We start from the raw sequence: 24,790 nt of genomic DNA, 5'->3' as shown, positions 1-24,790 counted from the left end.
CTTGTAAGCTGTATCAATCACGAAGAGGGAAAAACTGAGCGGCTTCAGAGATCGTATGCAAAAGCGTGGTCTCCTGAGGCGTACCCATCCACACCGCCACGGCGCTGTAGTTATCCTGCTGGGTTTGTGACCCGGCACCGTTTTTCAGCAGGATTTGATTCATTAATGTCAGCCACTCGTCGGGCGTATTAACCATATGCAGCGATTGCTGCATCTGCTCTTCGGTGACGCCGTGCCAGAAACCATCCGTACACAATAAGAAAGCGTCACCATCTTCAATCGGCACCACATCACTGTAGCTCGGCTCGCGCTCATCTTCGCCGAGGCCGAGCGCGAAATAGAGCAGGTTGCCGTTAATGCCTTCAACCTGATGTCCGGCGTCTTTCATCTGCTGGACCAGGCTGTGATCGGTGGTCACATGATAGAGCCAGCCGCGGCGAAAGAGATAGAGACGGCTATCACCGGCGTGGGCCCAGTAAGCCAGCTCGTAATCGCGATCGATAAACAGGCTGACCATGGTGGTGCCCATGCGGTTGTAATCCCTTACCGCTTGCTGCTCTTTACGGATTGCACGGTTCGCGCCGTTGATGTAGTTGCGAATGTACTGGGCATTGAGGTGCTCATCGCCGTCAAACTCGGTGATGATGGCATTGCGCGCCAGTTCGGCCGCCTTGTCACCGCCGGGCAAACCAGCGATGCCATCGCAGACGACAAAACAGGCGGCACGCTCGCCGATAGTTTCTCCGGTCTGATCCTGATTACTGGCACGCTCACCTTGTCGTGATATTGAGGCGGTGCTGATATTCATTCTTCCGATCCGCTTTGTGAGTCTTTGTACTGGTTAACCTCCATGTCGTAAGCGTGGAGGAACGCTTCACCGAACAGGGTATGGAAGTCATCGTCAATCTCACCGGCGGTTTGCGCATAGGTGCGCACAAAGTAGTCCCACATCGCGGCCTTGCGGTTGGAGAGCACGCCAAGACGTGAGGTCGCGCCGTCACGTTTTGCATCCTCTTCCAGCTGCTCAGGATTAAAGGATTGCAGCATCGCCGCGATAATCGCGCGGATACCGGAGATCATCCCCAACTGGTGTGCCTGCAAGTCGATCAGCGCATCGCGTACCGATTTTTTCGGCGGCATAAAGCCCGGCATGCGGTTACCGAACATCTGCATCAGTACGGTTTTACCCGACGGCAACAGTTTGAACGGATTGTTTGCATCGTCCAGCACCATCGTCATATCTGCTTTCACGCCGCGCTTTAAGATCGAACGCGAGGAGAGCAGCGCCACGGTGCCCTGCGAGAACATACTTAACATCTGGCCAAACTGGCGCATGTTCTCTTTATCAAACTGCGGAACGGGCTGCATATCGCCAAGCCCCATCCCTTCGAGCAAAGCTTCGAGCAGTTCACCCTGTAGCACATCGCCGCTGTCGCCGGAGGTGCTGGCAGGTGCTGATTTCGCGCCGGGGCTCTGCACCGGATCGATACGCAGGCGCCCTTTCGGCGTCTGCGCCGCGCTGCGCTGTACCGCCTGCGGTGTCGGCAGAGTGATGCCGGCATAATCCTGCGGCTCCTGCACGCCTTCCTGCAGCGGCATCGGCTCCTCTTCGGCGAAGAGCGGCGTGCCGCTTAAATCCTCTGCGTGCAGATCGGTAATAATCGGTTGCGGCTCTACCGGCGGCTCGCTGGCCTGCAGATCGGTAATGATCGGCGAAGAGGGCTCCTGCGGTTTCGCCGGGGCAATCTCATCAGCATGCGCCAGCGGTACAGCACCACTCAGCAGCCCAAGCGGGTCGTCGCTGCGTGCCTGCGGAGCACTGCCGCTGCCGCCAAACAGCGCCAGCGGATCGAGTTCGTCGCTCTCAGGCGCACTCTCTTTCGGTGCCTGTACTGGTTCAACCGGCGGGACTAAGGTCGATGGCGTGGCGTCATTGAAGATGCTGTCGTTTTTAAACAGCTGTTCGTCATTAAACAGATTGTCTGAATCGAGCGATTTTGGCGCGACCAGCGGTTCGTGGTTGCCCAATAATGAGAGCGGGTCTTCCGGGTTGCGCTCCGGCTCTTTTGGTTCAGCAAAAGGATTGAAGTTTTGCGGCTCGGCGGGTTTGGCACGGCTGCTGGAGATGCTGTCGGAGATTGAGAACTCCTGCATCAGGCTGTCCCAAATCTCCGTCGGCACGGAGGCTGGCGCGCCCTCTGCTGCGTTTTTCGGTGCAGCGGTCGGCGCAGGTGCAGGCTTCGCTGTCGGTGCAGGCGTTGGCTTCGGATACATCTCCTCGGCCATGCGGCTTACCGGCTGCGTGTCCTGAATAAGATCGCTCACTTCGATGCGGTATTCATCGATACCAAGAATGTCCCCATCCTGAAGCTCGACCTGACGGCCGCGCTCAAGCGGGATGTCGTTGAGCACAACGCGCGTCACATTGCCGCGGTTGGTGACACGGCATTCACCCGTGCCGGAGATATGAACAATGGCCTGCAGACGGGAAATAGAGCGGTCGTTATCCGGCAGCACCAGATTATTGTCGGTGCCGCGGCCAATGGTGCCGCCCGGAGGATAAAAGTCGCAGCGGCTTTGCGGCGGCTGATGACCGGGTTTATTGGTGATAATAGTGAATCGCATCGCGTATTCCTGCTGGAGTTATGTGCACTCAAACGGCGCCGTTTTGGGTAAAGCGGCTGCGTTTGAATACGGGCATCTGAAAGCGTTACTCAGCCCACTGCGGGGAAGGCAGTGCGCCCTCCCCGCTATTGTGAAACGACTCAGACGCCATCCAGGCTATGTGCCAGGGTTTCCAGACGATCGTTCATCGATTTTTTCAGACACTCCGTGTCTGAATTACAGCTGTTGCGCTGGCTTAACCACGCTTTCTGCTGTGACTGCAACTGCTTGTCGAGGTCCTTATTGCCCACCTTGACCGCTTCCTGACGGAAAGATCGGTAGGAGCGCGCGACGCTGTTATCCAGTGACGCCAGCTCGCGATCGCTACAGATCGCTTTCTCAGGTGCAGAAGCCGCTTTAGCACAGTCAAACGACGCTTTCGGCTTGCTGTTTTTATCTACAGGCGCGAGTAACAGGATGGTGCCATCCGTCCAGTTGAGCAGTACGCTTTTGTTAACCACTGCGAAACTGGCATCAGCGCCCGGATCGCCGTTAGAAAAGTTTCCTGATGCACAGGTAATGTTCTCAACCTGCGCTTTCGCTTTACCGTCTAAGCCCAGCTCATAGGTTTTAGCGGCATCTTTCTCCGGAATAGATTGCGTTGCCGCAACCCAGGCGTTAAGCGTGGAACCGTTCTCTTTTATCGTCGGTGACTGGCAGTTTGACCCACCCGGCAGCGATGTGGAGATCCCCTTATCGGTCACGCTCAGAAAGCGTCCCACCAGGCGATCGTCATTGAACTGATAGTTCAGGGTACGTTCTGATTCCGTATTGATAAAAGCTTGCTTAACCTGCCACTCGCCCGTAACCGGCGAATTCCCCGCCAGCGCCAGTGACGGCAACAGGGTCGCGGCGGAGATTGCCGCCGCCAGCATCACAATTTTATGCGTCTTCATCGGTCAGTTATTCCCATAGTCGCCGTTTAAGTACAAGTTCACTTCAAAGTTGCGACGATTAATCAAGCCTTTCACCACTTTATGATTACTGGTAACGGCGCGTTTAATTTCCGTCATCGCGTCAGAAATCTGACCGCGGTTGATAAAGCCAAACACATTTCTCAGTCGTCCTCCCGGGTTATAAGCGAAGGAGACCAGTGCATCAAACTCATACTGTTTGAGAGGCACAAAAATACCATTTCTGACACTGTTGACGTACGGGGGGACCGTTGCACGCAGTAAGTTTGTCTCCTGCTCATCCGTCAGGCGCACCAGTTTGGCGTTATCTTTAGCAAACTGGCTCGCTTTGTCGTCCTTCAGCCCGGCAGCTTTACTGATCTTCTCTGCCGTAATGGCATCGATACCAATTTCCATCATTTTAGCTTTGATGGACTGCTCAGACCGCTCTTTCATATCGTAGCCCGGCCCAAGCGTAACGCCGCTTGCGCCGCCTGGCCAGTGCAGATAACAGCTTTTGTTCGCCCAGGCTTCACGATGAAAAATGAAGCTCATACCGCTGGCGGAAATATCCATTGCGCCAACCGCCTGACGCCCTGCGCTGCCGGAAATCGGCGGCTGCGGCGCGCGGGTTGTCACGGGTTTACCCAATGCAGCGAGCGTACGACGCCCGACAATACCGTCCACATGGAGATTCTGTTTAGCCTGGAACTGTTTGACAGCCATTTCCGTTTTCAAGCCGAAAATACCATCATCACCGACGTTAAACCCTGCTTTACTCAGCAGTTGTTGTAACTCTTTGACATTCGTACCACGATCACCCTTGCGCAGAACACTCATTCGTTCATCCTCAAAATATTCTTTAATATTTATACGCATTCAAACGACACAGCTTTCAGCAAAGCTGCTGCGTTTGAGTAGCAATAGCTCTCTGTTGCAGGAAACACGCTATTTGATAAGAGGAAGTCAAAACTAAAGAGGAAATGTGTGGTGTTTATCAGCACGAAAACAGGGTGAGCCCTTGCGGGCTCACCGAAGCAATTACGCTTCTTTGTTTTCTTTGATGTTCCAGCCAGCGCTGGTTTCAGCACCTTTACCGCCGGAAGAGGACTGCTCCCAGTACTGCTGTTTCACTTTCGCAGCCTGGAATGCATAGGTCACACCTACGGTGTCGCCGTTGTCAGCACCGGTGTACTGAACGGAGGTCACCAGCACGTCTTCCAGAGTGATGCGAGCATATTCAACCTGCTGACCACCTGCTTTGCAGACAGAGAGTTCAACTTTGGTCAGATGCTTGCCGCTGGAGCAGTGCTTCAGGATAGCGGTAGTGGATTTGTCAATGAGTGCATTTACATGCAGGTCGTTGAAATTGACTTTACCGGCACCGCCGCCACCGCCAACACTCATGTTCCCTGGCTGTGAAGCACCCCAGGAGAAAGATGTGATATCAGTCCAGCCGGTGTGGTTAGAGTCTTTGGACTCGCCCGTAACTCCATCGACCTTCAGAAACATATCAATAGCCATAATATTTACTCTTCGTTAATGATAAATATTGCTTTCGAAAAAGCGCTTATATGGCAAATGGGTAAGCATGGGGCTGAATAAAACCGTCCATATTTTACCTCTGCCTCTTTACATTCCGAAAAAACGGGTGTTTCTTCAGAAATTCGTTTTCTCTCACATAGAGAAATTTAATCTTTTAAAGTGATAATTTGATTACTGTGAATCAGTTTAATTCCCAGAACCAGATTTCCTTGCAATGCGGAAAGCAGTTTGAGTTACAAATAAAAGAATTACTTGTCAGGGGCTCAAGCATATCAATATGCCCACCGCCATAACCATCAATTCTATTAAAAAAAACGACACCACGACGTTTTAAAAGGGCCCGACCACCCTCGACTTTGTCAGTGTAAATTTCCGCACTACCAAAAATATGGGGTTTATTGAGTTGGTCGGCCAGAAGCTTGGCCCCCATTTCAAATTTTTTACCTTTTAACGGGCCTTTTCTGATAGTAAACCGCCCTGAAAATTCAATGTTACATTTCAGCAGCGCCAGGCTCATTCTTACTGCGCAAGTGTTTTCGTACTGGCGACCTTGCCGTAGTAAGGCCTTAAAATCATAGCCTATCTCTGAAAAAAGGTCATCAGAGTCTACGAAACCTGCTCGCACATCATTTGAAGAGTAATGCTGCTTTTTCAATTGTTCATATAATGGCCTCATTTTTTACTCCTCTCATTACAAGGAAGAATATCGGCCATCGATTTAACAATATACTCAGCTGCAGGTCGTTCTCTTTCCGCTGATTTCATTCTTGATAAGCTTGAATAAATATATTCATGCGCGGAGCTGGGAAGGATTTTTTTGTAGTTACACCATATTTTACCTTCGGTTGCATCCAGCACGCCTAAAAAATACATATCAGCTTTAATGCGCTCACGTTCGTTTTTTTTATTATTCCAGGCGTTGAAAAAACGCTCGGCGGTGAGCTTAACATCATGCCCGGTTAAAAGTGCAGGATCGCGTGGGAATACAGAAGTGTCATCTTCTGGTAAAGATTCAGCCCTGGGATATTCATACGTTTTAGTTTCCGCTAAAACCATCACAGGCACTGTTATTAAAATAGTGACAAGTAGTGCTCTCATTTTCATCACAAATCCCTCTGTTACGAAAAGTATTAGTTGACCGTAAGCGCATCGCGCTTACGGTCTTACAGCCTTACGCCTCTTTAGTTTTCAGCGACGGCAGTTTTGAAACCAGACGCAGAGAAACGGTCAGACCTTCAAGCTGGTAGTGCGGACGCAGGAAGAATTTCGCTGCGTAGTAGCCTGGGTTGTCTTCAATTTCCTGCACCTGCACTTCTGCAGCAGCCAGCGGTTTACGCGCTTTGGTCTCCTGCGAGGAGTTTGCCGGGTCACCGTCGACGTAGTTCATCACCCAGTCGTTCAGCCAGCGTTCCATCTCATCACGCTCGCGGAAGGAGCCGATTTTGTCACGCACGATGCACTTCAGATAGTGCGCGAAACGGCAGCAGGCGAAGAGATACGGCAGACGGGAAGCCAGACGCGCGTTGGCGGTGGCATCAGCGTCGTGGTACTCCATCGGTTTTTGCAGCGACTGCGCGCCAATAAAGGCAGCAAAGTCGGAGTTTTTGCGATGAATCAGCGGCATAAAGCCGTTTTTCGCCAGTTCCGCTTCACGGCGATCGCTGATAGCGATCTCGGTCGGACACTTCATGTCCACGCCGCCGTCATCGCTCGGGAAGGTGTGGCAAGGCAGGTTTTCTACCGCACCGCCAGACTCAACGCCGCGGATAGAGGTGCACCAGCCATACTCTTTGAAGGAGCGGTTGATGTTGGTCGCCATTGCGTAAGCGGCATTCGACCAGGTGTAGTTGTTGTGGTTCGCGCCATCTGTCTCTTCTTCAAAATCGAAGCTGTCGACCGGGTTGGTACGAATACCGTACGGCAGACGCGCGAGGAAGCGCGGCATAACCAGGCCCAGGTAACGCGCATCTTCAGACTCACGCAGCGAACGCCATGCGGCGTACTCGGTGTTCTGGAAGATCTTCGTCAAATCGCGCGGGTTCGCCAGTTCCTGCCAGGACTCCATCTGCATCACGCTTGGTGCAGTACCGGTGATGAACGGGCAGTGTGAGGCCGCGCCAATGCGCGCCATTTCACCCAGCAGCTCCACATCCTGCGGGCTGTGGTCGAAGTAGTAGTCGCCCACCAGGCAGCCGAACGGTTCGCCACCGAACTGGCCATACTCTTCTTCGTAGATCTTTTTGAACAGCGGGCTCTGATCCCAGCCGACGCCTTTATAGCGTTTCAGGTTGCGACCCAGCTCCTGCTTGGAGATGCTCATAAAGCGGATCTTCAGCATCTCATCGGTTTCAGTGTTATTCACCAGGTGGCTCAGACCGCGCCAGGCGCTCTCCAGCTTCTGGAAATCTTCGTGGTGAATAATCTGGTTGATCTGCTGCGACAGCTTCTCATCAATACCGGCAATCAGGTTCTGGATGGTGCGATAGGTGTCGGATGAGAACGTAACGGTGTTCTCCAGCGCCTGCTGCGCCAGGGTTTTCACCGCACTTTCAACCGCCGAGCGCGCCTGATCGGTTTTTGGACGAAACTCTTTATTGAGCAGAGAGCTAAACTCGTCCTGGCTAAAGGACTGGGCACCCTGCTGTAGTTCTTGTTGTTGAGAAGGATTGCTCATCAATTATTCCTCTTTACCTTGCGCGCTCTCGTCACTGTTCGGCATCTGGCTGAGTGATTTCAGCAGGGTCGGATCCTGCAGAACTTTTGCAATCAGCTCTTCAGCGCCGTTTTTACCGTCCATATAGGTCAGCAGGTTAGAGAGCTGGGTACGCGCTTCCAGCAGCTTGTTCAACGGTTCGACTTTGCGGGCAACGGCGTCCGGCAGGAAGTCATCCATGCTTTCAAAGGTTAAATCCACGTTCAGACGGCCATCACCGGTCAGGGTGTTGTCTACGTTAAACGCGACGCGCGGTTTCAGCGCTTTCATGCGTTCATCGAAGTTGTCGACGTCGATCTCGAGAAATTTACGCTCTTCAATAGAAGGTAAGTTCTCCACCGGTTTCCCTACCAGATCCGCCATTACGCCCATCACAAACGGAAGCTGGATTTTGCGCTCCGCGCCGTAAACTTCCACGTCGTACTCGATCTGTACGCGCGGCGCACGGTTGCGGGCGATAAATTTCTGACCACTGTTACTCATTGCCATGATGTTCTCCATCGAATATACGCGGTGAAGGTTTGATGACAGGCAACACGCCTGCCGTCATAACGCGGTTTGCGTCACTCCTGACGCCCAAAAATATTTTGTAGCTGATTGACGCCGTCCGGCGCCAGATCGCGAATGATCTCCATAAAATCCAGCTCGATTAATCGCTGCACGCGGTCGATCATCAGCGGTGCGGGGTGGCTCGGCTCATGCTGGGCAAAGTACTGTTTTACCTTCTCCAGCATTAACTGTGCATCCGCACGCGTGGCGACCTGCGCGGTACGCCAGTCGGTCATCGCCGGTAGCGGAACGGCAGCCGCAGGTTGCGCAGCGCTCTGCGTTGGTTGCGGCTCAGATGTCGTCTCTACAGGCTCATCAGAGCGGGAAGCGCGGCTGACACCGGCAATCATACCCACGGTCTTAAGTAACTGTTCCATTTCCGGCACCCCGCTTTCGCCCAGTTGTTCCAGCAGCCATGTACGGATGGTTTGCAGACGCCCTTCGATTTGCCCGATAGCTTCAATGCCGGGCTGACCGCCACGCGTCAACTCATCAATCAGGCGCACCCGTCCGCCGGGATAGCCTGCACACTCTGTTTTGCTGCCGTCGAGCAGCGACTGCGCATCACGCACGATAATTTCATCGCCGTTGCTGCGCAGTAATACGGACTGGCGAAGCGTGGTGGTTAGCGATGATTTATCGCTTAACCCGGCCAGGGCGTTAATGCGGTAGAAGGGATCAAACTCGCCGCCGTCGGTTAGCGATGGCCAGAGCTGATCCCAGTACAGTGAGAGAGCCTGACCCAGCAACAGCAAACCATCGGCATACCCTTCAAGGCCGCGGCGGCGTGTCCAGGCGTGGGTCAACGCCATCATCACGCGGATATCTTTGGTGCGTGACAGCAAGCCGGTGGCCAGTTTTTCCACGCGCGTCCAGTCAGCCGGTTCAGCAGGAATAATGGTGCTGCCAAACTGCTGCTCGGCTTTGCCAAGGCTCGCCTGCTCCATCGCCTGGAAATCGGCGTCGTACTCAAGGTTTTCACCGCACGGCTGCTCCGCAGTAACCGGAGCCAGTAACGTTTCAATAGTCATCCGCAACCTGCTTATTCATCAAACATTGGTGGGTAAAGACCGTGACGACCGGGTCTTGCGCCGCCCGCCGGTTCAAACAGTAGCGTAAAGAGTTGACCGGTAAAGTTACCGCTGTGTACATGCGTGTAGAGCGGATACCCGTCGCTACGGTTGGTCCACCAGAAACTAATCTGACGCTGCGGATCAAAGCACTCGGCGGCCTGCTGCCAGCCGATCGATGATTCGCCATCGCCTTCATAACCAATCACATCGAGAATTTCCGAGCGCGCTTCCGGCTCTGCCAGCTGTACCGGTGGGATAGCCAGCAGCGCCTGATCGAGCTGCTCCGGCGAATAGCCGTTGCGCACGGCGTGAAGCATGGTGCGTCCCAGTTGCTGATACCAGTCACCCGCTTGTGCCAGGTGACGCGGCGACCACTCTAGTGGGTTAATCGCCATCAGCGCGCAGAGCGGATACTGGCGGCCAACGCTATCGCGTCCGGGAAGCAGGCAGCCCATCTGAACCTGTTGCCCGCCCAGCATCGGCGGTACAACGAAGTTCCAGATTGGCGCATTGCTGAACTGCCGTTCACCGCCGCGCTGCTCCTCTTTTTGCCAGTTCATCAATCCCACCTGAAACCAGTGGGACCATTGACGCTGCAGAGCGTCTGGAAAGCGGCGCTGGAGAAAATCACCCGCACTGGGCAATTTCCCATACCAGCTAATTGCAGAAGTCGTAGTCATTAGGCGTTCCTTTGCGGATCAAGGACATGCGAATCGTGGAAGCTGGAACGGATTGCGGATACTGTTAGGCGCAAACTCCAGCGTGACCTGATGCCCGTCAACCGTGAATGTCGCCTGGCGGCTCAGGCTGCTGCTGCCAGGGCTCACGCGCGCTTTATCGAAAAAGCGGTTCAGCGCCCAGGCGCCGTTGGTCACCAGTGTTGCCGTAGTACCATTGGCCAGACCCAACTGCATGCGCACCTGGTTGGTGCCGCCTGTGCCCGGCCAGCTAACAATTTGTACCGCCTGCGGCCCGTGGCTGTAGCGCAGGATCTGTCCGTCCACATCCAGCGTCATATTGAGGATAGTGTTATCCATCCGCACTGTACGCACCGTAGTACGAAAAGAGGGGGTTGCACTGCCATTGGCAAAGAAGGCATCGCGAATCGACTGCGCCTGCTGGAACGGGACCAGCACCCCTTCGCTTCCCGGCAGCGTTTTGCCATCGATCCCCGGCATAAAGCGCCATGTGGCCTGCGTGGTATCGACCTTATTGGTCAGGTTATCGCGAAAGAAGACATCCATCAGGCCGGTACCAGGGGCGAACATACGCGCCAGATCGTCCGGCGTCACTTCAGCGCTGGCAGAACGCACCAGCGGGTAACGCCCGGCGATCGCCTGGCGGCAGAAGCTGCCCACTTCGACGCTGATGCGTTTACGCACATTTTCCATATCACGACGTTGCGTATCGCTGCTCGCGCCGACCGCCATGTTGCTGAACATGGTTTGCAGACCGCCCGGCAAGCGCCCTGCGCTGGCCTGCAGGCGGCTGATTGCTTCACCACCCGGTGCTGGCATACCGCTGTTGGCCGCGTCCTGCACCGCCGTCAGATAGCGATAGAGTTCATCAACTTGTTTGAGGAAATCATCAAAGACGATGGTTTTACCGCCCTTCTCCAGCGGCTGCGCCAGCTCAATGATCGGCGCAAAGTGCTCGGTCACGCGCTGTTCAGGCGTCTGGTTAGCGGCCGCGTTGCCCGCAGCGTTGTTTTCACGATTGCTGAAGAGCGACTCCAGCATCTGTGTACCGCGATTGCTGCTTTCAGGGCTTTTCTCTTTCTCCGCCGCCGCAGGGTCATCGCGCACCAGCGTCAGTTGCTGGCTGAGGTTAACCACCAGACGGCGCAGCGGTGAGTTGTTGCTGGAGAGAACACGCGCGGTGTTGATGCGCTGATTGAGATCGGCGCTGTTATTCAACTGAATATCGCTTAAGAAGCTGTCCCAGAGGGTAATGAAGTCGCGAGCGTAGAGCTGGCGCACTGCATTATCCGTCTGCTGTTTGTCTTCAGGCTGCGTGGTTGAGCCTAATACCCATGCGTCATCTTCATGCAGTGAGGCGGTCACCGGCGCAATCTGCGCATTGAAACTGTTCCAGTAACCGTCCGGCGTGTAGAGCCCAGGAATGCCATCGTTTACCGGCTTGCCGCTTTTACGCGAGAAGACCAATTCACTCTGCGGACCACCCAGCGTAGTCAGCGACACCGGCTTGAGGTTTTCATCACGCTCCAGCAGGCGTTTAAGGCGTCCATAAACACGGGTTGAGAGTGGCTGCTGGTTAATCAACGCCTGCTCGCGGCTGATGAGCGCATCATCTTTTGCATAGGGTGAAGCGACAATCTGCCGCTCCAGCAACTGCATCAGGTGCCACTCAAGCTGGCGGATCTGGGCTTTGGTCACATTCTGCGGCAGGTTGCGCTCCAGATTGAGCATCACCCATGAGTGCAGGAATTTGCCATCGTAATGTTTTGGCTGGTAGAGCATCTGATACGCTTTCAGCGCTTCATAGCTGTACTCGACGTCACTGCCGTTGTCATTACGCAGCCAGGTGGTGACGCGCATTGCCACTTCCGGCAGCAGCATCTGCTCCAGCGCTTTTCGGTAGAGCGCCTGCGAGGCATCCGACACATCGTTACCGCGATAGAGCCCCATACGGCGGGTGATCGGCGGATGATTGATATCGAACTCTTCACTCTGCGGCAGTTCGGCAAGGCCATTCAGCAGCGGCAGTAAGGCAAACAGATCCCCCTGCTGGCGGTTACGCAGCGCTTTAATCTCCTGATCGAGCGCCGGCACTTTCGCCTGGACTTCATCAAGGTAATCTTTGTTGTTGCCGTAGCTGGTGAACCAGAGCGCGCTAAGGATAACCAGCAAAGCCAGCAGTGCGGCATAACCAGACCAGATGACTGCACGGCTGCGCAGCTCCCACCAGCGGTTCTGCCCGGCGATCCCCGCCTCCTGGAAGATAACGTTCTGCAGCAGATGCTTGATAAAGAAGCTCTGCCCTTTACCACCCGGCACCGGCTCATCCTTGCTGACGGAATCCCAACTATCGCCCGACTTGCCCTGCGGCAGAGAGAGTGCACGATTAAGCTCACCCATCACCCGATCGAATGGCAGACCTTCCTGCGTGCCGCTGGCGAAATAGATACCGCGCGGCGAGAACTCGGTCTCAAAATTGGAGCGGGCAAAAATCGTATCAAGATAGTCCGACAGCAGCGGACGCAGCGCGGCAAACTCTTGCGGGAAGAGGAAGCACTCAGCGCGCGCCTGTGGATCGCTTTCACGCAGCATCGTATCCGGCAGGCCGGCGTCCAGACGCTGTTGCAGCAGGGCAAACTCCTGAATGAAACTGCCCTGCAGATCGAAATCGGCGAGCTTCGCTTTTTCCCACGGGAAGGTGAAGCCCCAAATCTGGTCGCGCTGCGCTTTATCAAAGCCAGAGAAATAGGCGCGGAAACCCTTAAGCAGGTCAGCTTTGGTTACCAGCACATAGACCGGGAAACGGATGCCCAGTTGCTCATGCAGTTCGGTAAGACGTTTACGCAGATTGAGCGCCTGCTCGCGCGAGGCTTCAGCAGACTGGGTCAGCAGGTCAGCGATACTGATGGTGATAATCACGCCGTTAATCGGCTGGCGACGGCGGTATTTCTGTAGCAGGCCGAGGAATTTATTCCACTCGCTGGCATCCTGAATCTGCTCGCTCTCCTGCGTGGTATAGCGTCCGGCGGTATCCAGCAGAACGGCTTCATTGGTGAACCACCAGTCGCAGTTGCGCGTGCCGCCAATACCGCGCAATGCGGTTTTACCGAAGCGATCGGCGAGCGGGAATTGCAGGCCGGAGTTTACCAGCGCGGTGGTTTTACCAGAGCCTGGCGCGCCGATAATCACATACCACGGCAGCTGATAGAGATACTGGGTACTGAAACGCTGCGTCCACAGGCCACGCTGGCCCGGCTGGTTAAAGTGCGCTTTTTTCAGTACCTGTGCCGCCTCTTCGAAACGGTCATTCAGCACCTGATCGTCGCTGGTCAGACGTTGACGCTCAGCGGGATCTTTCGCCTCTTCGCTTTTGAGGTTGTCCATCAGCTTGCGGTTGAGCCACGCATTATAGAGACGCGGCACAATGTGGCTGTGAACCCAAATCAGGTACATCACCGCAATGGCGATCATGCGGTTTTGTTCGGACTCCAGCGGTCGGGAGTCGACGACCGACAGCAGCGGCCCGATCATCCAGATAACCGCAGCCAGCCCGGTAACGCCAAGGAAACCCCACAAAATGCGGTTAGTCAGCAACGAAAGCAACATGTTCATCCATTAGTTTCCTTGCGGCAGTCCGTTCAGCTCGGCAGCCGTATTTTCCGGCGACACAAGCAAGGTAATTTCGACACGGCGGTTACGCGCGCGGTTTTCGGCCGAGTTGTTCGGCGCGATGGGATCCATCTCCCCTCGCCCTTCGGCTTTCACACGCTCCGGCTGCGAAAGGTGTTTTTGCAGCAGCGACTGCACAGAGCGCGCGCGCTCCAGCGACAGTTCATAGTTGGAGGCGAAACGGGCGCTGCGAATCGGCACGTTATCACTGAAGCCGACCACCAGGATCTTACCGCTGACATTGTTCATTGCCTGCGCAACGCGGTCGATGACCGGCTCGTAGCTATCGCGCGCAACCGTGGAGGCAGAGGCAAACAGCCCGTCACCTTTCAGAGTCACGACGCTGCGATCGGCCTCATCACGTACCGCCACCAGGCCGGCCTTGATTTCAGGACGCAGGAACTCGCGCAGGTTCAGCACCGGCTGCACATGCTGCACCGGCTGTTGAACGGAGACTTCCGGCAGCTGTGTCTGGTAGATCTTCGCCAGCACCGGATTGGTGTTGTCGCCCAGCCGCCAGTTGAGGACGATATAGAAGAGGCAGGCGAGGAAACCCGCCAGCCCGGCACACGCCCACAAAGGGATCACCGGACGCCACAATTTGCGCATCACCGGCTGATCTTCCGGATGCGGCGAGAGCGGCGGTGGGTAGTTGCCACGTACGCCGCGGATCATCTGCCATAAACGCTGCTTGATGGTTTCAAGCTGTGTACGGCCGTTGTCCATCACGCGGTAGCGACCTTCAAAACCCAGCAGCAGGCAGAAGTTGATTAACTCCAGCAGCGCGATATGTTCGCGCGGGTTTTGCGACAGACGCGCCAGCAGCTGGAAGAACTTCTCCCCGCCCCAGGTTTCGTTGTGAAACGTCACCAGCAGGCCGCTGCCGGACCACACGCCGCGGCTGCCCCACGGTGTGAGCGCGGCGGCTTCATCCAGAGCGGTGCAAAGACAGTAGCGTGCGCCCACGATGACTTCGTACGCCAGGCCAGATTGCTGGCAGCGTACTTCAAAACGGCGGATTTCATCTATCAGGTGCTGACGTAGCCCGCTCTGATCGTCATGAGAGACCGAATAGCGGATCTGCGGTATCGCATTGAGCAGCGGATTTGCGGCCGCCACCAACGGATTGTTACCACTTGCTCCTGCCAGGACGGCATCACTGCCGGAGGCGTGTTGTTGCTGCATAGTGTGCGCTCGCTGTGTTATTCCGTCGGGCTACGGATGGCCCAAAATTCCATATCAAGACCGGGGAATTCGCCCGCCAGATGCAGTGCGAAAGCGCCCGATTTTTCCATTTCGTTCCAGAGCTCGCCGCCCTTTTCCAGTTCAAAATAGTTATAACCGGCGTGCCATGGAATTTGCGGCGGTGCAACAGGCATGCTGCGTAGCTTCATGCCAGGCAGCTGAAGCTGCACCAGATCGCGGATTTTGGTCACCGGCGCAACTTTCATCTGCGCCGGGAAGTGGGTTTGCAGAATTTCGCCCGGCACGCTGGCTTTCACCGCCAATACAAAACCAAACTCGCGCGCCATCGTGGTGGTAGGCAGCGTGGCGATATTGAGTCCATGGGTGCGCTCGGTGAGCGGCAACTGGATGGCATGCTCTTCCATTACCAGCGACAAACCCTGGCGCAGCATCAGCTGCAGTTTACTGAAGCAGCCAGCGAGATCGTCATGGTCGTAAATGGGGAGCGTCTCTTCCGGCGAGCGCGCCGCGGTCCAGGTGGTGAGCTCGGTGGCAAACGCCAGCCAGCTGCGCCATAACTCTTCCGGGTGGATCATCGGCAGCGATTTCAGGTGCGACATCTGCCCGACGTGATGGTTAATCAGTGCCAGAAGCGAGAACTCCACCATTTCAGAGGTGTTGAAACGCCCAGGCTGGCGCAGACGTTGACCAATCTGCTGGCTGCGCTGCATCAGCAGGCTCTGCAGATCGTTCATCACGGCGTAAAGTGAGGGGTTGTTGACCGCGTTTAACATCGGCGGAATATAGCGATTATCGATGCGAACCTGGTTGTCGTTGCGCTTTTCAAGCACATGCGCCACGCCAATTGCCGTCCACTCTGCGCTGAGATCCTTCTCCAGCATCAGCTTCAGGCGCAGGCGCCCAAACTGCACCGCAGCGGGACCAACGGACATCGCGTTATCATCATCGACTTCGCTCTCCCAGGTGATGTAGCGCGCCAGCGAATCTTTCTCTTCGCTGAAAATCACTTCATCACGACCGCCGCGACGTGCTGGCAGCGCCAGCACGACACGTTCGTTAGTGAGATTATCCGGGATCACCAGCGGGGTTGGCGCCTGGCGAGCATCGTTGAAAGAGAAGAAGGTGCCGTCTGGCAATAAGCCGCTGGCGTAACTGACGGCAATGCATCCCTGGCGAAGCATCGCGTCGTCGAGTTCGATATCAAGGTAGCCCCAAAGATAGGGCCGCTGCAGTGTTCCCCACTCGCGAATATGGTGCTGAAGATAGCTTTCCGCGCGTTGAAAATGGTGAGGACGCAGAAACATACCTTCGGTCCAGACGACCTTTTCTGCTTTATTCATACTGTATTCCTGTCAGGATGGCGCTATTTGGAAATCACGCGTATTCCGTTAACGTCGAGAAAGATGTTGGCTTCCAGCGCATCTTCTGACGATTTCCAGAACTCATAGAAGTGAGACTCCCCCTGTACCGGAAGCGGCAGGGAGATTCGCCATTTTTTGCCGTCCAGCGCCTGATACTCCGCCATCACGCCGATGTAGCGCGCTTCAGGCGAACTGTTGCCGGACAGCGTTTTTGACAGCTGACCGGGCATCAGGAAGAACTCATCACTGTTCAGCAGATTGCCGCCCAGTGCGCTATCGGCGTTGTTTTGCAGCGACCAGAAATCGGCGGACATAAATGTCGCGTCCGATTTCAACAGCAACACCCTGACTTTAAGGGGAGCGGACTCATTGATTTGCGGATGAGCCCTGAACTGAAGGTTATAGCTGGTAGGTACGCTGTGTGAAGACGATCCACAACCGCTGGCCAGGGTGGCCAGCACAAAGAAAAACACCAGGCTAATCTGGCGTACAACCGAATTATTATTCATAGCAGGTACTCATCACGGCTGGATTAATCGATGATCCAGGTCCCGGATTTAACGTTTTTGCAAGCTTTACCGCTGCCGTCGACCGTTACACAGTTCGCTTTTTTACGCTGAACTTTGCGGCGATCGTTACGCAGCGTTTTTTCGTACAGATCGCTTTTAACGACCGCACGCATCGGCACGTAGCCAATCAGCTCTTCCTGACCTTCATCGGCCAGCGCCATCCAGAAGTGTTCAACCTGACCAAGCACAACGTAGGTTTTGCCCGCTTCCAGCTGGCGAATGACTTTGCCGCCGAAATCAGGTTTGCTCATTACAGATGCCGGATAGAGTGCGCGGTAGTCTTGTTTAACCGGTTCGAACTCCTTCGGCGGCAGTACGGCATAACGGTGGGTCAGGGTTACGCCATTCACTTCACTGGTAACAATTGTGTCGTCGGAAGGTGCGGGTTTCTGATGTTTTACACAGCCAGAGACGCCAAATACAAAAAGAAGTGCCAATACGATTCGCATGTTCATAGGGTTTGTTCCATTGCAAATATATTACTGTGTTGACGTGCATCGTTATGGATAGGGGAAATGAAATCGTTATGAATGACTCAGTTCCTTGTCCGTTAAACGACCTGTTAATGAATTAAGGGCATAGCTACCGCACGAGCCTGTCCGCGAGGACCGCCGCAACAATATTACTTTTCATTGACTATCGTGACATGATTTTACAGATCGGATAATTCAATTCAATATCATTGCCGAGCCGTTGAAAAACTATTACTTAATTCTTTTGCAAATTAGGATAAATCTCAAGAATTAATTTCACTTAAGCAGAAAAACGGCAAAATTTTGTTCTGAGATGAATCCCTCTCCGCCAATTATAATCCTAAACTGATGAATAATAATAAAAATTTTATATGCATAATCCGGTAGTATACAGACCGAAATATGAGATAGGACAATTCCTAAAAGTCAAAAAGAGCGAAGCAATACTACAATATTTGGTAGCTGATATTCCACATTGTCGGGCTAACCTTTGCGCTAAGAATGTTTATTTGGGACTTTTCTTCGCCACAGCCTCTTTTTTTGCGAAATATATCGACTTTTACTCTTCGTATTCTGCAAAAAAGATAGTTACAGGCAAAACTATTACCGCAGTAAATCGCTTTTACAAGGTACCCGCTGTACTTTATTTCATTCAGTGTGACTAAACTCTAATAAAGCGCGCTTAACCGAATCCATTCAGCAAAAGGCCGGTGATTAAAAATAAGGCAATCCGGTATGCGATCTCTTTGATATCTGCCTTCTCATCCTTACAGACGGATCTCGTCGCCACTGCCGTACGCTTTGAACAGCCGAATTGCTCAGAGGCGAGAGGTAATTTCTCCGTATTGACACAAATTGCCGGGCACAGCACACGAATTGTCTGAGATTCGTCTATGGTTTTGGTCAAGGTTGAATGCAGCGGCCCGCTGCCTGCTTGCTAAGGAGACGTCAATGATAAAACCTGTTTTGCGCCAGCCGCGCACCCTCTTTCTGGTCATGCAACTTGCATTGGGTGGAACATTCCTTGCCGCAAATGCCCCAACATTCGCTGCTGAAGCGCAAAACCCGCCGCAAACTCCCGACATTCTTCTCGGTCCGTTATTCAGTGATGTGCAAAGCGCCAAACTCTTTCCCGATCAAAAAACCTTTGCCGATGCCGTGCCCAAGAGCGACCCACTGATGATCCTTGCGGATTACCGCATGCAACGGAACCAGAGCAGCTTCGATCTGCGCCATTTCGTCGAGGTTAACTTCACGCTGCCAGAAAAAGGTAAGCCCTATGTGCCGCCTGCCGGACAAAACCTGCGTGAACATATCGACGGCTTATGGCCAGAACTGACGCGCACCACGGATAGCGCGGGCAAATGGGACTCACTCTTACCGCTGCCTAAACCCTATGTTGTGCCCGGCGGGCGATTTCGCGAAGTCTATTACTGGGACAGCTACTTCACCATGCTCGGCCTTGCCGAAAGCGGTCACTGGGACAAAATCGAAGATATGGTCGCCAACTTCGGCTATGAAATTGATACCTGGGGACATATTCCGAATGGCAACCGCAGCTACTACCTCAGCCGTTCTCAACCGCCCTTCTTCTCATTAATGGTGGAGTTACTGGCGACACATGACGGTGATGAGGTGCTGAAAACCTGGCTGCCGCAGATGGAAAAAGAGTATCAGTACTGGATGGAGGGCGCTGATGCGCTGCAGCCGGGCGAAGCAAATAAACGCGTGGTGAAGTTAAGCGATGGCAGCATTCTCAACCGCTACTGGGATGATTCCTCCACGCCGCGTCCGGAGTCGTGGCTGGCAGATGTCACCACAGCCAAAAACAATCCGAACCGCCCGGCGACAGAGATCTACCGCGATCTTCGCGCCGCTGCGGCTTCCGGCTGGGACTTTAGCTCCCGCTGGATGGATGATCCTGAGCAGCTTGGCACGATCCGCACCACCAGCATTGTGCCGGTCGACCTCAATGCCCTGATGTTTAAGATGGAGAAGATGCTCTCCCGCGCTTATCAGGTCTCTGGCGATAGCGCTAAAGCGAGTCACTACGACGCGCTGGCAACAGCCCGGCAAAAAGCCATCGAAACCAATCTGTGGAATACAAAAGAGGGCTGGTACGCCGATTACGATCTGAAAACCAAAAAGGTGCGTAATCAGCTGACCGCCGCGGCGCTCTATCCGCTGTTTGTTAACGCGGCGGCAAAAGATCGCGCCGACAAAGTAGCGGCGGTGACCGAAGCGCGGCTGTTAAAAGCGGGCGGCATCACCACGACTACGGTTAAAAGCGGTCAACAGTGGGATGCGCCGAATGGTTGGGCACCGCTGCAGTGGGTCGCCGCCGCCGGGTTGCAGAACTACGACCACCAAAAACTGGCGATGAGTGTCAGCTGGCGCTTCCTGACCAATGTTCAGCACACCTACGATCGCGAACAGAAGCTGGTAGAAAAATATGATGTCAGCTCCACTGGCACAGGCGGGGGCGGCGGTGAATATCCGCTGCAGGATGGCTTTGGCTGGAGTAATGGCGTGACGCTAAAAATGCTCGATCTCATCTGTCCGAAAGAGAAACCGTGCGACAGCGTACCGCAAAAACAGCCTGCGGATGAGGCCAGGCCTGCCGCTGAGCCAACGGCGCAGAAAGTCGCGCAGTAGTGTATAAAAAAAGGCCGCATCAAAGTGCGGCCTTTTTTCAGAGAAAATCCGTTACCGGCGTACAAGTCGGAAAACTGCCAGCACCACAATCGCGCCAATCACCGCGACGATAAAACTGTGCATGTTGAAGCCCGTAATGTCGCCGCCATAACCGAACATTGTCGCCAGCCAGCCACCGACCACTGCCCCTACAATCCCCAGAACACAGGTCAGAATAAAGCCGCCGCCGTCGCGTCCTGGCATAATGAATTTCGCGATAACGCCCGCAATCAGGCCAAATAAAATCCACGCGAGAATACCCATATTCACTTTCTCCTTTCGTTTATGACGTGTAAATGAACACACTACCTTGCAGTGCGTTGCGTACAGTATAGATGTCTTGCGCAAAAGCGCTGCCATCTCACAGATTTAATTCATAATTTAATGAGATAATTTCTACCATTTGTATTAAGTTCTGGCATAGATTGCCGATAAACAATCGACGTTGTGTCAGTATCGAGGAGCCATTCGGCGTGAGCAATTACAGTGAGCAGTTCCTGAAGCAAAATCCTCTGGCCGTGCTGGGCGTCTTGCGCGACCTGCAAAACACTCAGGTGCCGGTGTGCATCAGCTGGGGTAGCGGTCAATTTATCAGCAAAATTCTCGAGGTTAACTCTGAGATGCTGGTGATGGATTTTGGTAGCCAGGAGTATGAAAACAGCGCCGTTCAGCGTGCCGGTAAAGTGACTATTACCGCTGAAACCCATGGCGCAAAGGTTGAGTTCACGCTTAATGCGCTCACCACCGGCGATTATCAGGATCTGCCTGCGTTTATCACGCCGCTCCCGGAAACGCTGTGGTTTATTCAACGTCGGGAATATTTCCGTATTAGCGCCCCGCTCCACCCGGCTTACTTCTGCAAAGCGAAGTTACCCGATAAGAGCCAGTTGCGCTTTCGTCTCTTCGATCTCTCACTGGGCGGCATGGGCGCATTGCTGGACGGCGCGTTGCCGGAGAATGTCCAGCCTGGCATGCGCTTCACGCAGGTCGAACTGGATATGGCGTCGTGGGGGCAGTTCTACTTTGATGCGCAGTTGATTGCAGTGGGCGAACGCAAAGTTGTGGATGGTAAAAATGACACCATCGCCACGCCAAGGCTGAGCTTCCGCTTTTTAAATGTCAGCCCGGGCGTCGAGCGCGAACTCCAGCGCATTATCTTTGCGCTGGAGCGCGAAGCGCGCGAACGCGCCAGCCGGGTGCGCTAATTACATCGCATCCATCGCTTTTTGGACTTTCCAGATATAGCGCGGGGCTTGTGGCGCGGGGTGTTTTTCCGCTACGTGCTGCAAAAAGCCCTTCGGACTTAGCGAGTTAATCTCGTCAATCGCCTCCTGGCGGTCTGAAGAGAAGGTGCGTAGCAGCGCACCCGCGCCATTCACATACGAGACCACCAGCGCGTACTGCATCACCAGCGGATCTTTGATCCCGGCAAGCGGCCCATGTTCCAGAATGCTCAGGTAGGCTGCCCCCATTGAAATATTGCGCTCCGGGTTTTTCAGCTCGCGTGTTGAGGGTTGCCCGCTCCAGCCCATACGACGATAGACTTCGCGCCCCGCCGTTGACGCCTTCAGCTGCATCAGACCTACCGCATTCGATTTACTCACCAGCTCCGGGTTGCCTCCGGACTCCACGGCAATCATCGCCGTAATCAGTTCCGGGCTTACGCCCCATGACGCGCCGGCTTTCTCGCTAATTGGCATCCACTGCATCGCCCGTTTGACCGGCACTTCCGGGTTCCAGTCAGGGTTACGATAATCCTGTTTTGTCGAGCTACAGCCCGCCAGCAGCACCACTAAAAAGGCAAACCATCTTAATTTCACGCCAGAAAATCCTTATATAAGCTGTACATCACGGCGGATGACAATGACCAGGGTTAGCGGCATGATAACTGTTTGTTTAGAGATGTCAGCAAGGAAATGCCATGTCCACTTTCCATTTAATTGCCCCCTCCGGGTACTGCATCAATCAGCGTGCTGCGGCGCTGGCCGTTGAACGGCTGACCCGCGAGGGCCATCAGGTCCATAACCAACAGGTGATTACGCGGCGTGAGGAACGTTTTGCCGGTAGCGAAGCTGAAAGGCTGGCGGACATCAATGACCTCGCCCGTCTGGCTGGGGAAAATCTGATTGTTATGCCGGTGCGCGGTGGCTACGGCGCAAGCCGACTGCTGGCCGACATTGACTGGCAGGCACTGGTCGAGCGCCAGCAGCAGCAACCACTGGTGATTTGCGGCCACAGCGACTTTACTGCGATTCAGTGCGGCCTACTGGCGGCGGGTGGCACCATCACCTTTAGCGGCCCGATGCTGGCGGGCAACTTTGGTGCTGAACCGCTCAATGCCTTTACGCAGGAGCACTTCTGGCGGGCAATACGCAATAAATCCTTTACCGTTGAGTGGGACGGCGACGGGCCGCAATGCCATGTTGAAGGAAGATTATGGGGCGGAAACCTGGCGATGCTGACCTCGCTGATTGGCACCCCCTGGCTGCCAACAGTGCCCGGCGGCATTCTGGTGGTTGAAGATATCAATGAGCATCCTTACCGCGTTGAGCGCATGCTGTTACAGCTGCTCTATAGTGGGATCCTCGCGCAGCAGCGCGCGCTGATCCTCGGCAGTTTCTCCCATGCGCAACCCAACGATTACGATGCGGGCTACACTTTAGAGAAGATGGTGGCCTGGTTACGTTCACGGGTGGCAATCCCGGTGATCGCCGGGCTGGACTTCGGCCACGAAGCGAAAACCGTCACGTTGCCGCTGGGTGCGCACGCCATATTGCAACACGCTGAAAAATCAACGCTGACCCTCACAGGCCATCCCACAATCTCGGCGTAAAAAAAGCCCTTAATGCCCTTATTAAATTGCTTTTTCTGCCGTTATTATAATGTGCCGTAATAAATCCCGGTCCGTGCCGGGATCTCACCGAGAAGAGAAGGAGATGCATACCATTGGACGCTGGGGCGATAATTAGTCTGTTTATTCTGGGTTCTGTACTGGTAACCTGCAGTATTTTATTGAGTTCGTTCTCATCCCGCCTTGGTATTCCGATTCTGGTCATTTTTCTGGCGATTGGTATGTTGGCAGGCGTTGACGGCATCGGTGGCATTCCCTTCGACAACTACCCGCTGGCCTATATGGTTAGTAACCTGGCACTGGCGATCATTCTGCTCGACGGCGGTATGCGCACGCGCGCCAGCTCTTTTCGCGTTGCCCTCGGCCCCGCGCTCTCGCTGGCAACTGTCGGGGTGCTGATTACTTCAGGTCTGACCGGCATGATGGCGGCCTGGCTCTTCAAGCTCAACATTATGGAAGGCTTCCTGATTGGCGCGATAGTCGGCTCAACCGATGCGGCGGCGGTCTTCTCGCTGCTCGGCGGTAAAGGGCTGAACGAGCGTGTCGGCTCAACGCTTGAGATTGAGTCCGGCAGCAACGATCCAATGGCGGTGTTTCTGACCATCACGCTGATTGAGATGATCCAGAGCCATCACGCCAATATTGATTTCACCTTCTTCCTGCATATTCTGCGCGAGTTTGGCCTCGGCATACTGCTTGGTGGCGCGGGCGGCTACCTGCTGCAACAGATGATCAACCGCATTGCCCTGCCGCCCGGGCTCTATCCTTTATTAGCATTGAGCGGCGGCATTCTGATCTTCTCTGTTACCACAGCGCTGCACGGCAGCGGCATTCTGGCGGTCTATTTATGTGGGTTCGTGTTAGGCAATCGCCCGATTCGTAATCGCTTCGGCATCCTGCAAAACTTCGATGGCCTCGCCTGGCTGGCGCAAATTGCGATGTTCCTTGTGCTCGGACTGCTGGTGACGCCATCTGATTTAATGCCGATTGCACTCTCTGCGCTGATCCTCTCGGCGTGGATGATCTTTATTGCCCGCCCGCTCTCGGTGTTCGCCAGCCTGCTGCCTTTTCGCGGTTTTAACCTGCGCGAGCGCATCTTTATTAGTTGGGTCGGTCTGCGCGGCGCGGTGCCGATTATTCTGGCGACCTTCCCGATGATGGCCGGGCTGGACAACGCCCGCCTCTTCTTTAATGTCGCCTTCTTCGTGGTGTTGATTTCGCTGCTGTTCCAGGGAACGTCTTTGGGCTGGGCGGCGAAAAAAGCGAAAGTGGTGGTGCCGCCGGTGGGCTGGCCGGTTTCGCGCGTTGGGCTGGATATTCACCCCGATAACCCCTTCGAGCAGTTCGTCTACCAACTGAGTGCCGATAAGTGGTGCGTTGGTGCGGCGCTGCGCGACCTGCACATGCCGGAAGAGACGCGCATTGCGGCGCTGTTCCGCGATAACAGCCTGCTTCATCCAACCGGCAGCACCCGGTTACGTGAAGGGGATGTACTCTGCGTGATTGGTCGCGAAAAAGATCTGCCAGCTCTCGGAAAACTCTTCAGTGAGTCGCCGCCGGTGTCACTGGATCAGCGCTTCTTTGGTGACTTCATCCTCGAAGCGAATGCCAAGTTTGCCGACATAGCGATGATTTATGGTCTTGATGAGGGACTTGAGCATCGCGACAACCAGCAAACGCTTGGTGAGATTGTTCAGCAACTGCTGGGTGCCGCTCCGGTGGTGGGTGATCAGGTTGAGTTTGCCGGTATGATCTGGACCGTGGCAGAGAAGAGTGAGAATTCGGTATCAAAAGTGGGTGTAAAAGTGGTGGAAAGCGAGGCGGAGTAAGCG

At 54.6% G+C, this 24,790-nt stretch carries 22 protein-coding genes; 4 read left to right on the top strand and 18 right to left on the bottom strand.

Translation table 11 applies throughout. From position 1 onward, the window contains the following. Nucleotides 1-13: 13 nt before the first annotated feature. The 16 genes from IAE50_RS09550 to IAE50_RS09475 all read right to left on the bottom strand — a co-directional run bounded on the left by IAE50_RS09550 (nucleotide 14) and on the right by IAE50_RS09475 (nucleotide 17,395). On the bottom strand, nucleotides 14-808 hold the full coding sequence (locus tag IAE50_RS09550; protein ID WP_023480106.1) for a PP2C family serine/threonine-protein phosphatase: 795 nt from the start codon (nucleotides 806-808) through the stop codon (nucleotides 14-16). Continuing rightward, nucleotides 805-2,625 carry a type VI secretion system-associated FHA domain protein TagH gene (gene tagH, locus IAE50_RS09545; protein WP_200580119.1) on the bottom strand — a complete coding sequence of 607 codons (1,821 nt, stop codon included), beginning with the start codon at nucleotides 2,623-2,625 and terminating at the stop codon, nucleotides 805-807. Before tagH ends, IAE50_RS09550 begins: the two co-directional genes overlap by 4 nt. 140 nt (nucleotides 2,626-2,765) lie before the next feature. Beyond that, the gene (locus tag IAE50_RS09540; RefSeq protein ID WP_200580118.1) at nucleotides 2,766-3,560 is read right to left on the bottom strand and encodes a lysozyme inhibitor LprI family protein; all 795 of its coding nucleotides are present in this window, start codon (nucleotides 3,558-3,560) and stop codon (nucleotides 2,766-2,768) included. A 3-nt stretch (nucleotides 3,561-3,563) separates the two neighbouring features. Continuing rightward, nucleotides 3,564-4,436 carry a peptidoglycan-binding protein gene (locus IAE50_RS09535; protein WP_232045424.1) on the bottom strand — a complete coding sequence of 291 codons (873 nt, stop codon included), beginning with the start codon at nucleotides 4,434-4,436 and terminating at the stop codon, nucleotides 3,564-3,566. Nucleotides 4,437-4,598: 162 nt separating this feature from the next. Then, complete coding sequence (locus IAE50_RS09530; RefSeq protein WP_023480099.1) at nucleotides 4,599-5,081, bottom strand: type VI secretion system tube protein Hcp; 483 nt, start codon at nucleotides 5,079-5,081, stop codon at nucleotides 4,599-4,601. Nucleotides 5,082-5,283: 202 nt separating this feature from the next. Beyond that, the gene (locus IAE50_RS09525; protein ID WP_200133765.1) at nucleotides 5,284-5,778 is read right to left on the bottom strand and encodes a T6SS effector amidase Tae4 family protein; all 495 of its coding nucleotides are present in this window, start codon (nucleotides 5,776-5,778) and stop codon (nucleotides 5,284-5,286) included. Beyond that, nucleotides 5,775-6,200, bottom strand: a complete 426-nt coding sequence (locus IAE50_RS09520; RefSeq protein ID WP_370568963.1) for a Rap1a/Tai family immunity protein — start codon at nucleotides 6,198-6,200, stop codon at nucleotides 5,775-5,777. Before IAE50_RS09520 ends, IAE50_RS09525 begins: the two co-directional genes overlap by 4 nt. 73 nt (nucleotides 6,201-6,273) lie before the next feature. Next, a complete protein-coding gene (tssC, locus tag IAE50_RS09515) occupies nucleotides 6,274-7,776 on the bottom strand; it encodes a type VI secretion system contractile sheath large subunit (RefSeq protein ID WP_023480123.1) in 1,503 nt (500 codons plus the stop codon). Between the two features lie 3 nt (nucleotides 7,777-7,779). Further along, nucleotides 7,780-8,304: a type VI secretion system contractile sheath small subunit gene (gene tssB, locus IAE50_RS09510; RefSeq protein ID WP_023480163.1), complete on the bottom strand. Its 525-nt coding sequence runs from the start codon at nucleotides 8,302-8,304 to the stop codon at nucleotides 7,780-7,782. A gap of 74 nt (nucleotides 8,305-8,378) precedes the next feature. After that, a complete protein-coding gene (gene tssA / locus IAE50_RS09505) occupies nucleotides 8,379-9,395 on the bottom strand; it encodes a type VI secretion system protein TssA (protein ID WP_094419664.1) in 1,017 nt (338 codons plus the stop codon). A gap of 11 nt (nucleotides 9,396-9,406) precedes the next feature. Beyond that, nucleotides 9,407-10,117, bottom strand: a complete 711-nt coding sequence (gene tagF / locus IAE50_RS09500) for a type VI secretion system-associated protein TagF (protein WP_023480097.1) — start codon at nucleotides 10,115-10,117, stop codon at nucleotides 9,407-9,409. 18 nt (nucleotides 10,118-10,135) lie between these two features. Beyond that, nucleotides 10,136-13,747: a type VI secretion system membrane subunit TssM gene (gene tssM / locus IAE50_RS09495; RefSeq protein WP_200580117.1), complete on the bottom strand. Its 3,612-nt coding sequence runs from the start codon at nucleotides 13,745-13,747 to the stop codon at nucleotides 10,136-10,138. 3 nt (nucleotides 13,748-13,750) lie between these two features. Then, nucleotides 13,751-14,989: a DotU family type VI secretion system protein gene (locus IAE50_RS09490; protein ID WP_076769996.1), complete on the bottom strand. Its 1,239-nt coding sequence runs from the start codon at nucleotides 14,987-14,989 to the stop codon at nucleotides 13,751-13,753. A 17-nt stretch (nucleotides 14,990-15,006) separates the two neighbouring features. Then, a complete protein-coding gene (tssK, locus tag IAE50_RS09485; protein ID WP_042711792.1) occupies nucleotides 15,007-16,350 on the bottom strand; it encodes a type VI secretion system baseplate subunit TssK in 1,344 nt (447 codons plus the stop codon). Between the two features lie 23 nt (nucleotides 16,351-16,373). Next, the gene (gene tssJ, locus IAE50_RS09480; protein WP_042711793.1) at nucleotides 16,374-16,880 is read right to left on the bottom strand and encodes a type VI secretion system lipoprotein TssJ; all 507 of its coding nucleotides are present in this window, start codon (nucleotides 16,878-16,880) and stop codon (nucleotides 16,374-16,376) included. Nucleotides 16,881-16,903: 23 nt separating this feature from the next. Continuing rightward, nucleotides 16,904-17,395 carry a hypothetical protein gene (locus IAE50_RS09475; protein WP_042711795.1) on the bottom strand — a complete coding sequence of 164 codons (492 nt, stop codon included), beginning with the start codon at nucleotides 17,393-17,395 and terminating at the stop codon, nucleotides 16,904-16,906. A gap of 969 nt (nucleotides 17,396-18,364) precedes the next feature. Between IAE50_RS09475 and IAE50_RS09470 the strand changes: the two genes are divergently transcribed. Beyond that, nucleotides 18,365-20,068, top strand: coding sequence for an alpha,alpha-trehalase (locus IAE50_RS09470; RefSeq protein WP_200580116.1), 1,704 nt, complete (start codon nucleotides 18,365-18,367; stop codon nucleotides 20,066-20,068). Nucleotides 20,069-20,119: 51 nt separating this feature from the next. Here the strand turns inward: IAE50_RS09470 and IAE50_RS09465 are convergent, their stop codons facing one another. After that, a complete protein-coding gene (locus tag IAE50_RS09465; protein WP_042711797.1) occupies nucleotides 20,120-20,371 on the bottom strand; it encodes a GlsB/YeaQ/YmgE family stress response membrane protein in 252 nt (83 codons plus the stop codon). 209 nt (nucleotides 20,372-20,580) lie between these two features. Here IAE50_RS09465 and IAE50_RS09460 point away from each other — a divergent pair, with 209 nt between their 5' ends. Beyond that, nucleotides 20,581-21,312 (top strand): flagellar brake protein, encoded by a 732-nt coding sequence (locus tag IAE50_RS09460; RefSeq protein ID WP_200580115.1) that lies wholly within the window; start codon nucleotides 20,581-20,583, stop codon nucleotides 21,310-21,312. Here IAE50_RS09460 and emtA read toward each other — a convergent pair whose 3' ends face one another. After that, nucleotides 21,313-21,927, bottom strand: coding sequence for a membrane-bound lytic murein transglycosylase EmtA (emtA, locus tag IAE50_RS09455; RefSeq protein ID WP_023480169.1), 615 nt, complete (start codon nucleotides 21,925-21,927; stop codon nucleotides 21,313-21,315). A 101-nt stretch (nucleotides 21,928-22,028) separates the two neighbouring features. Here emtA and ldcA point away from each other — a divergent pair, with 101 nt between their 5' ends. Further along, nucleotides 22,029-22,940, top strand: a complete 912-nt coding sequence (ldcA, locus tag IAE50_RS09450) for a muramoyltetrapeptide carboxypeptidase (protein WP_200580114.1) — start codon at nucleotides 22,029-22,031, stop codon at nucleotides 22,938-22,940. Between the two features lie 113 nt (nucleotides 22,941-23,053). Further along, nucleotides 23,054-24,787 (top strand): potassium/proton antiporter, encoded by a 1,734-nt coding sequence (locus tag IAE50_RS09445; protein ID WP_076770000.1) that lies wholly within the window; start codon nucleotides 23,054-23,056, stop codon nucleotides 24,785-24,787. The last annotated feature ends 3 nt before the right edge of the window (nucleotides 24,788-24,790 follow it).

This window comes from Kosakonia sp. S42, assembly GCF_016624785.1.
Taxonomy (GTDB): Bacteria; Pseudomonadota; Gammaproteobacteria; order Enterobacterales; family Enterobacteriaceae; genus Kosakonia; species Kosakonia cowanii.
The sequence above is the reverse complement of the archived record's forward strand: the minus strand, read 5'-3'. Positions and strand labels throughout refer to the sequence as shown.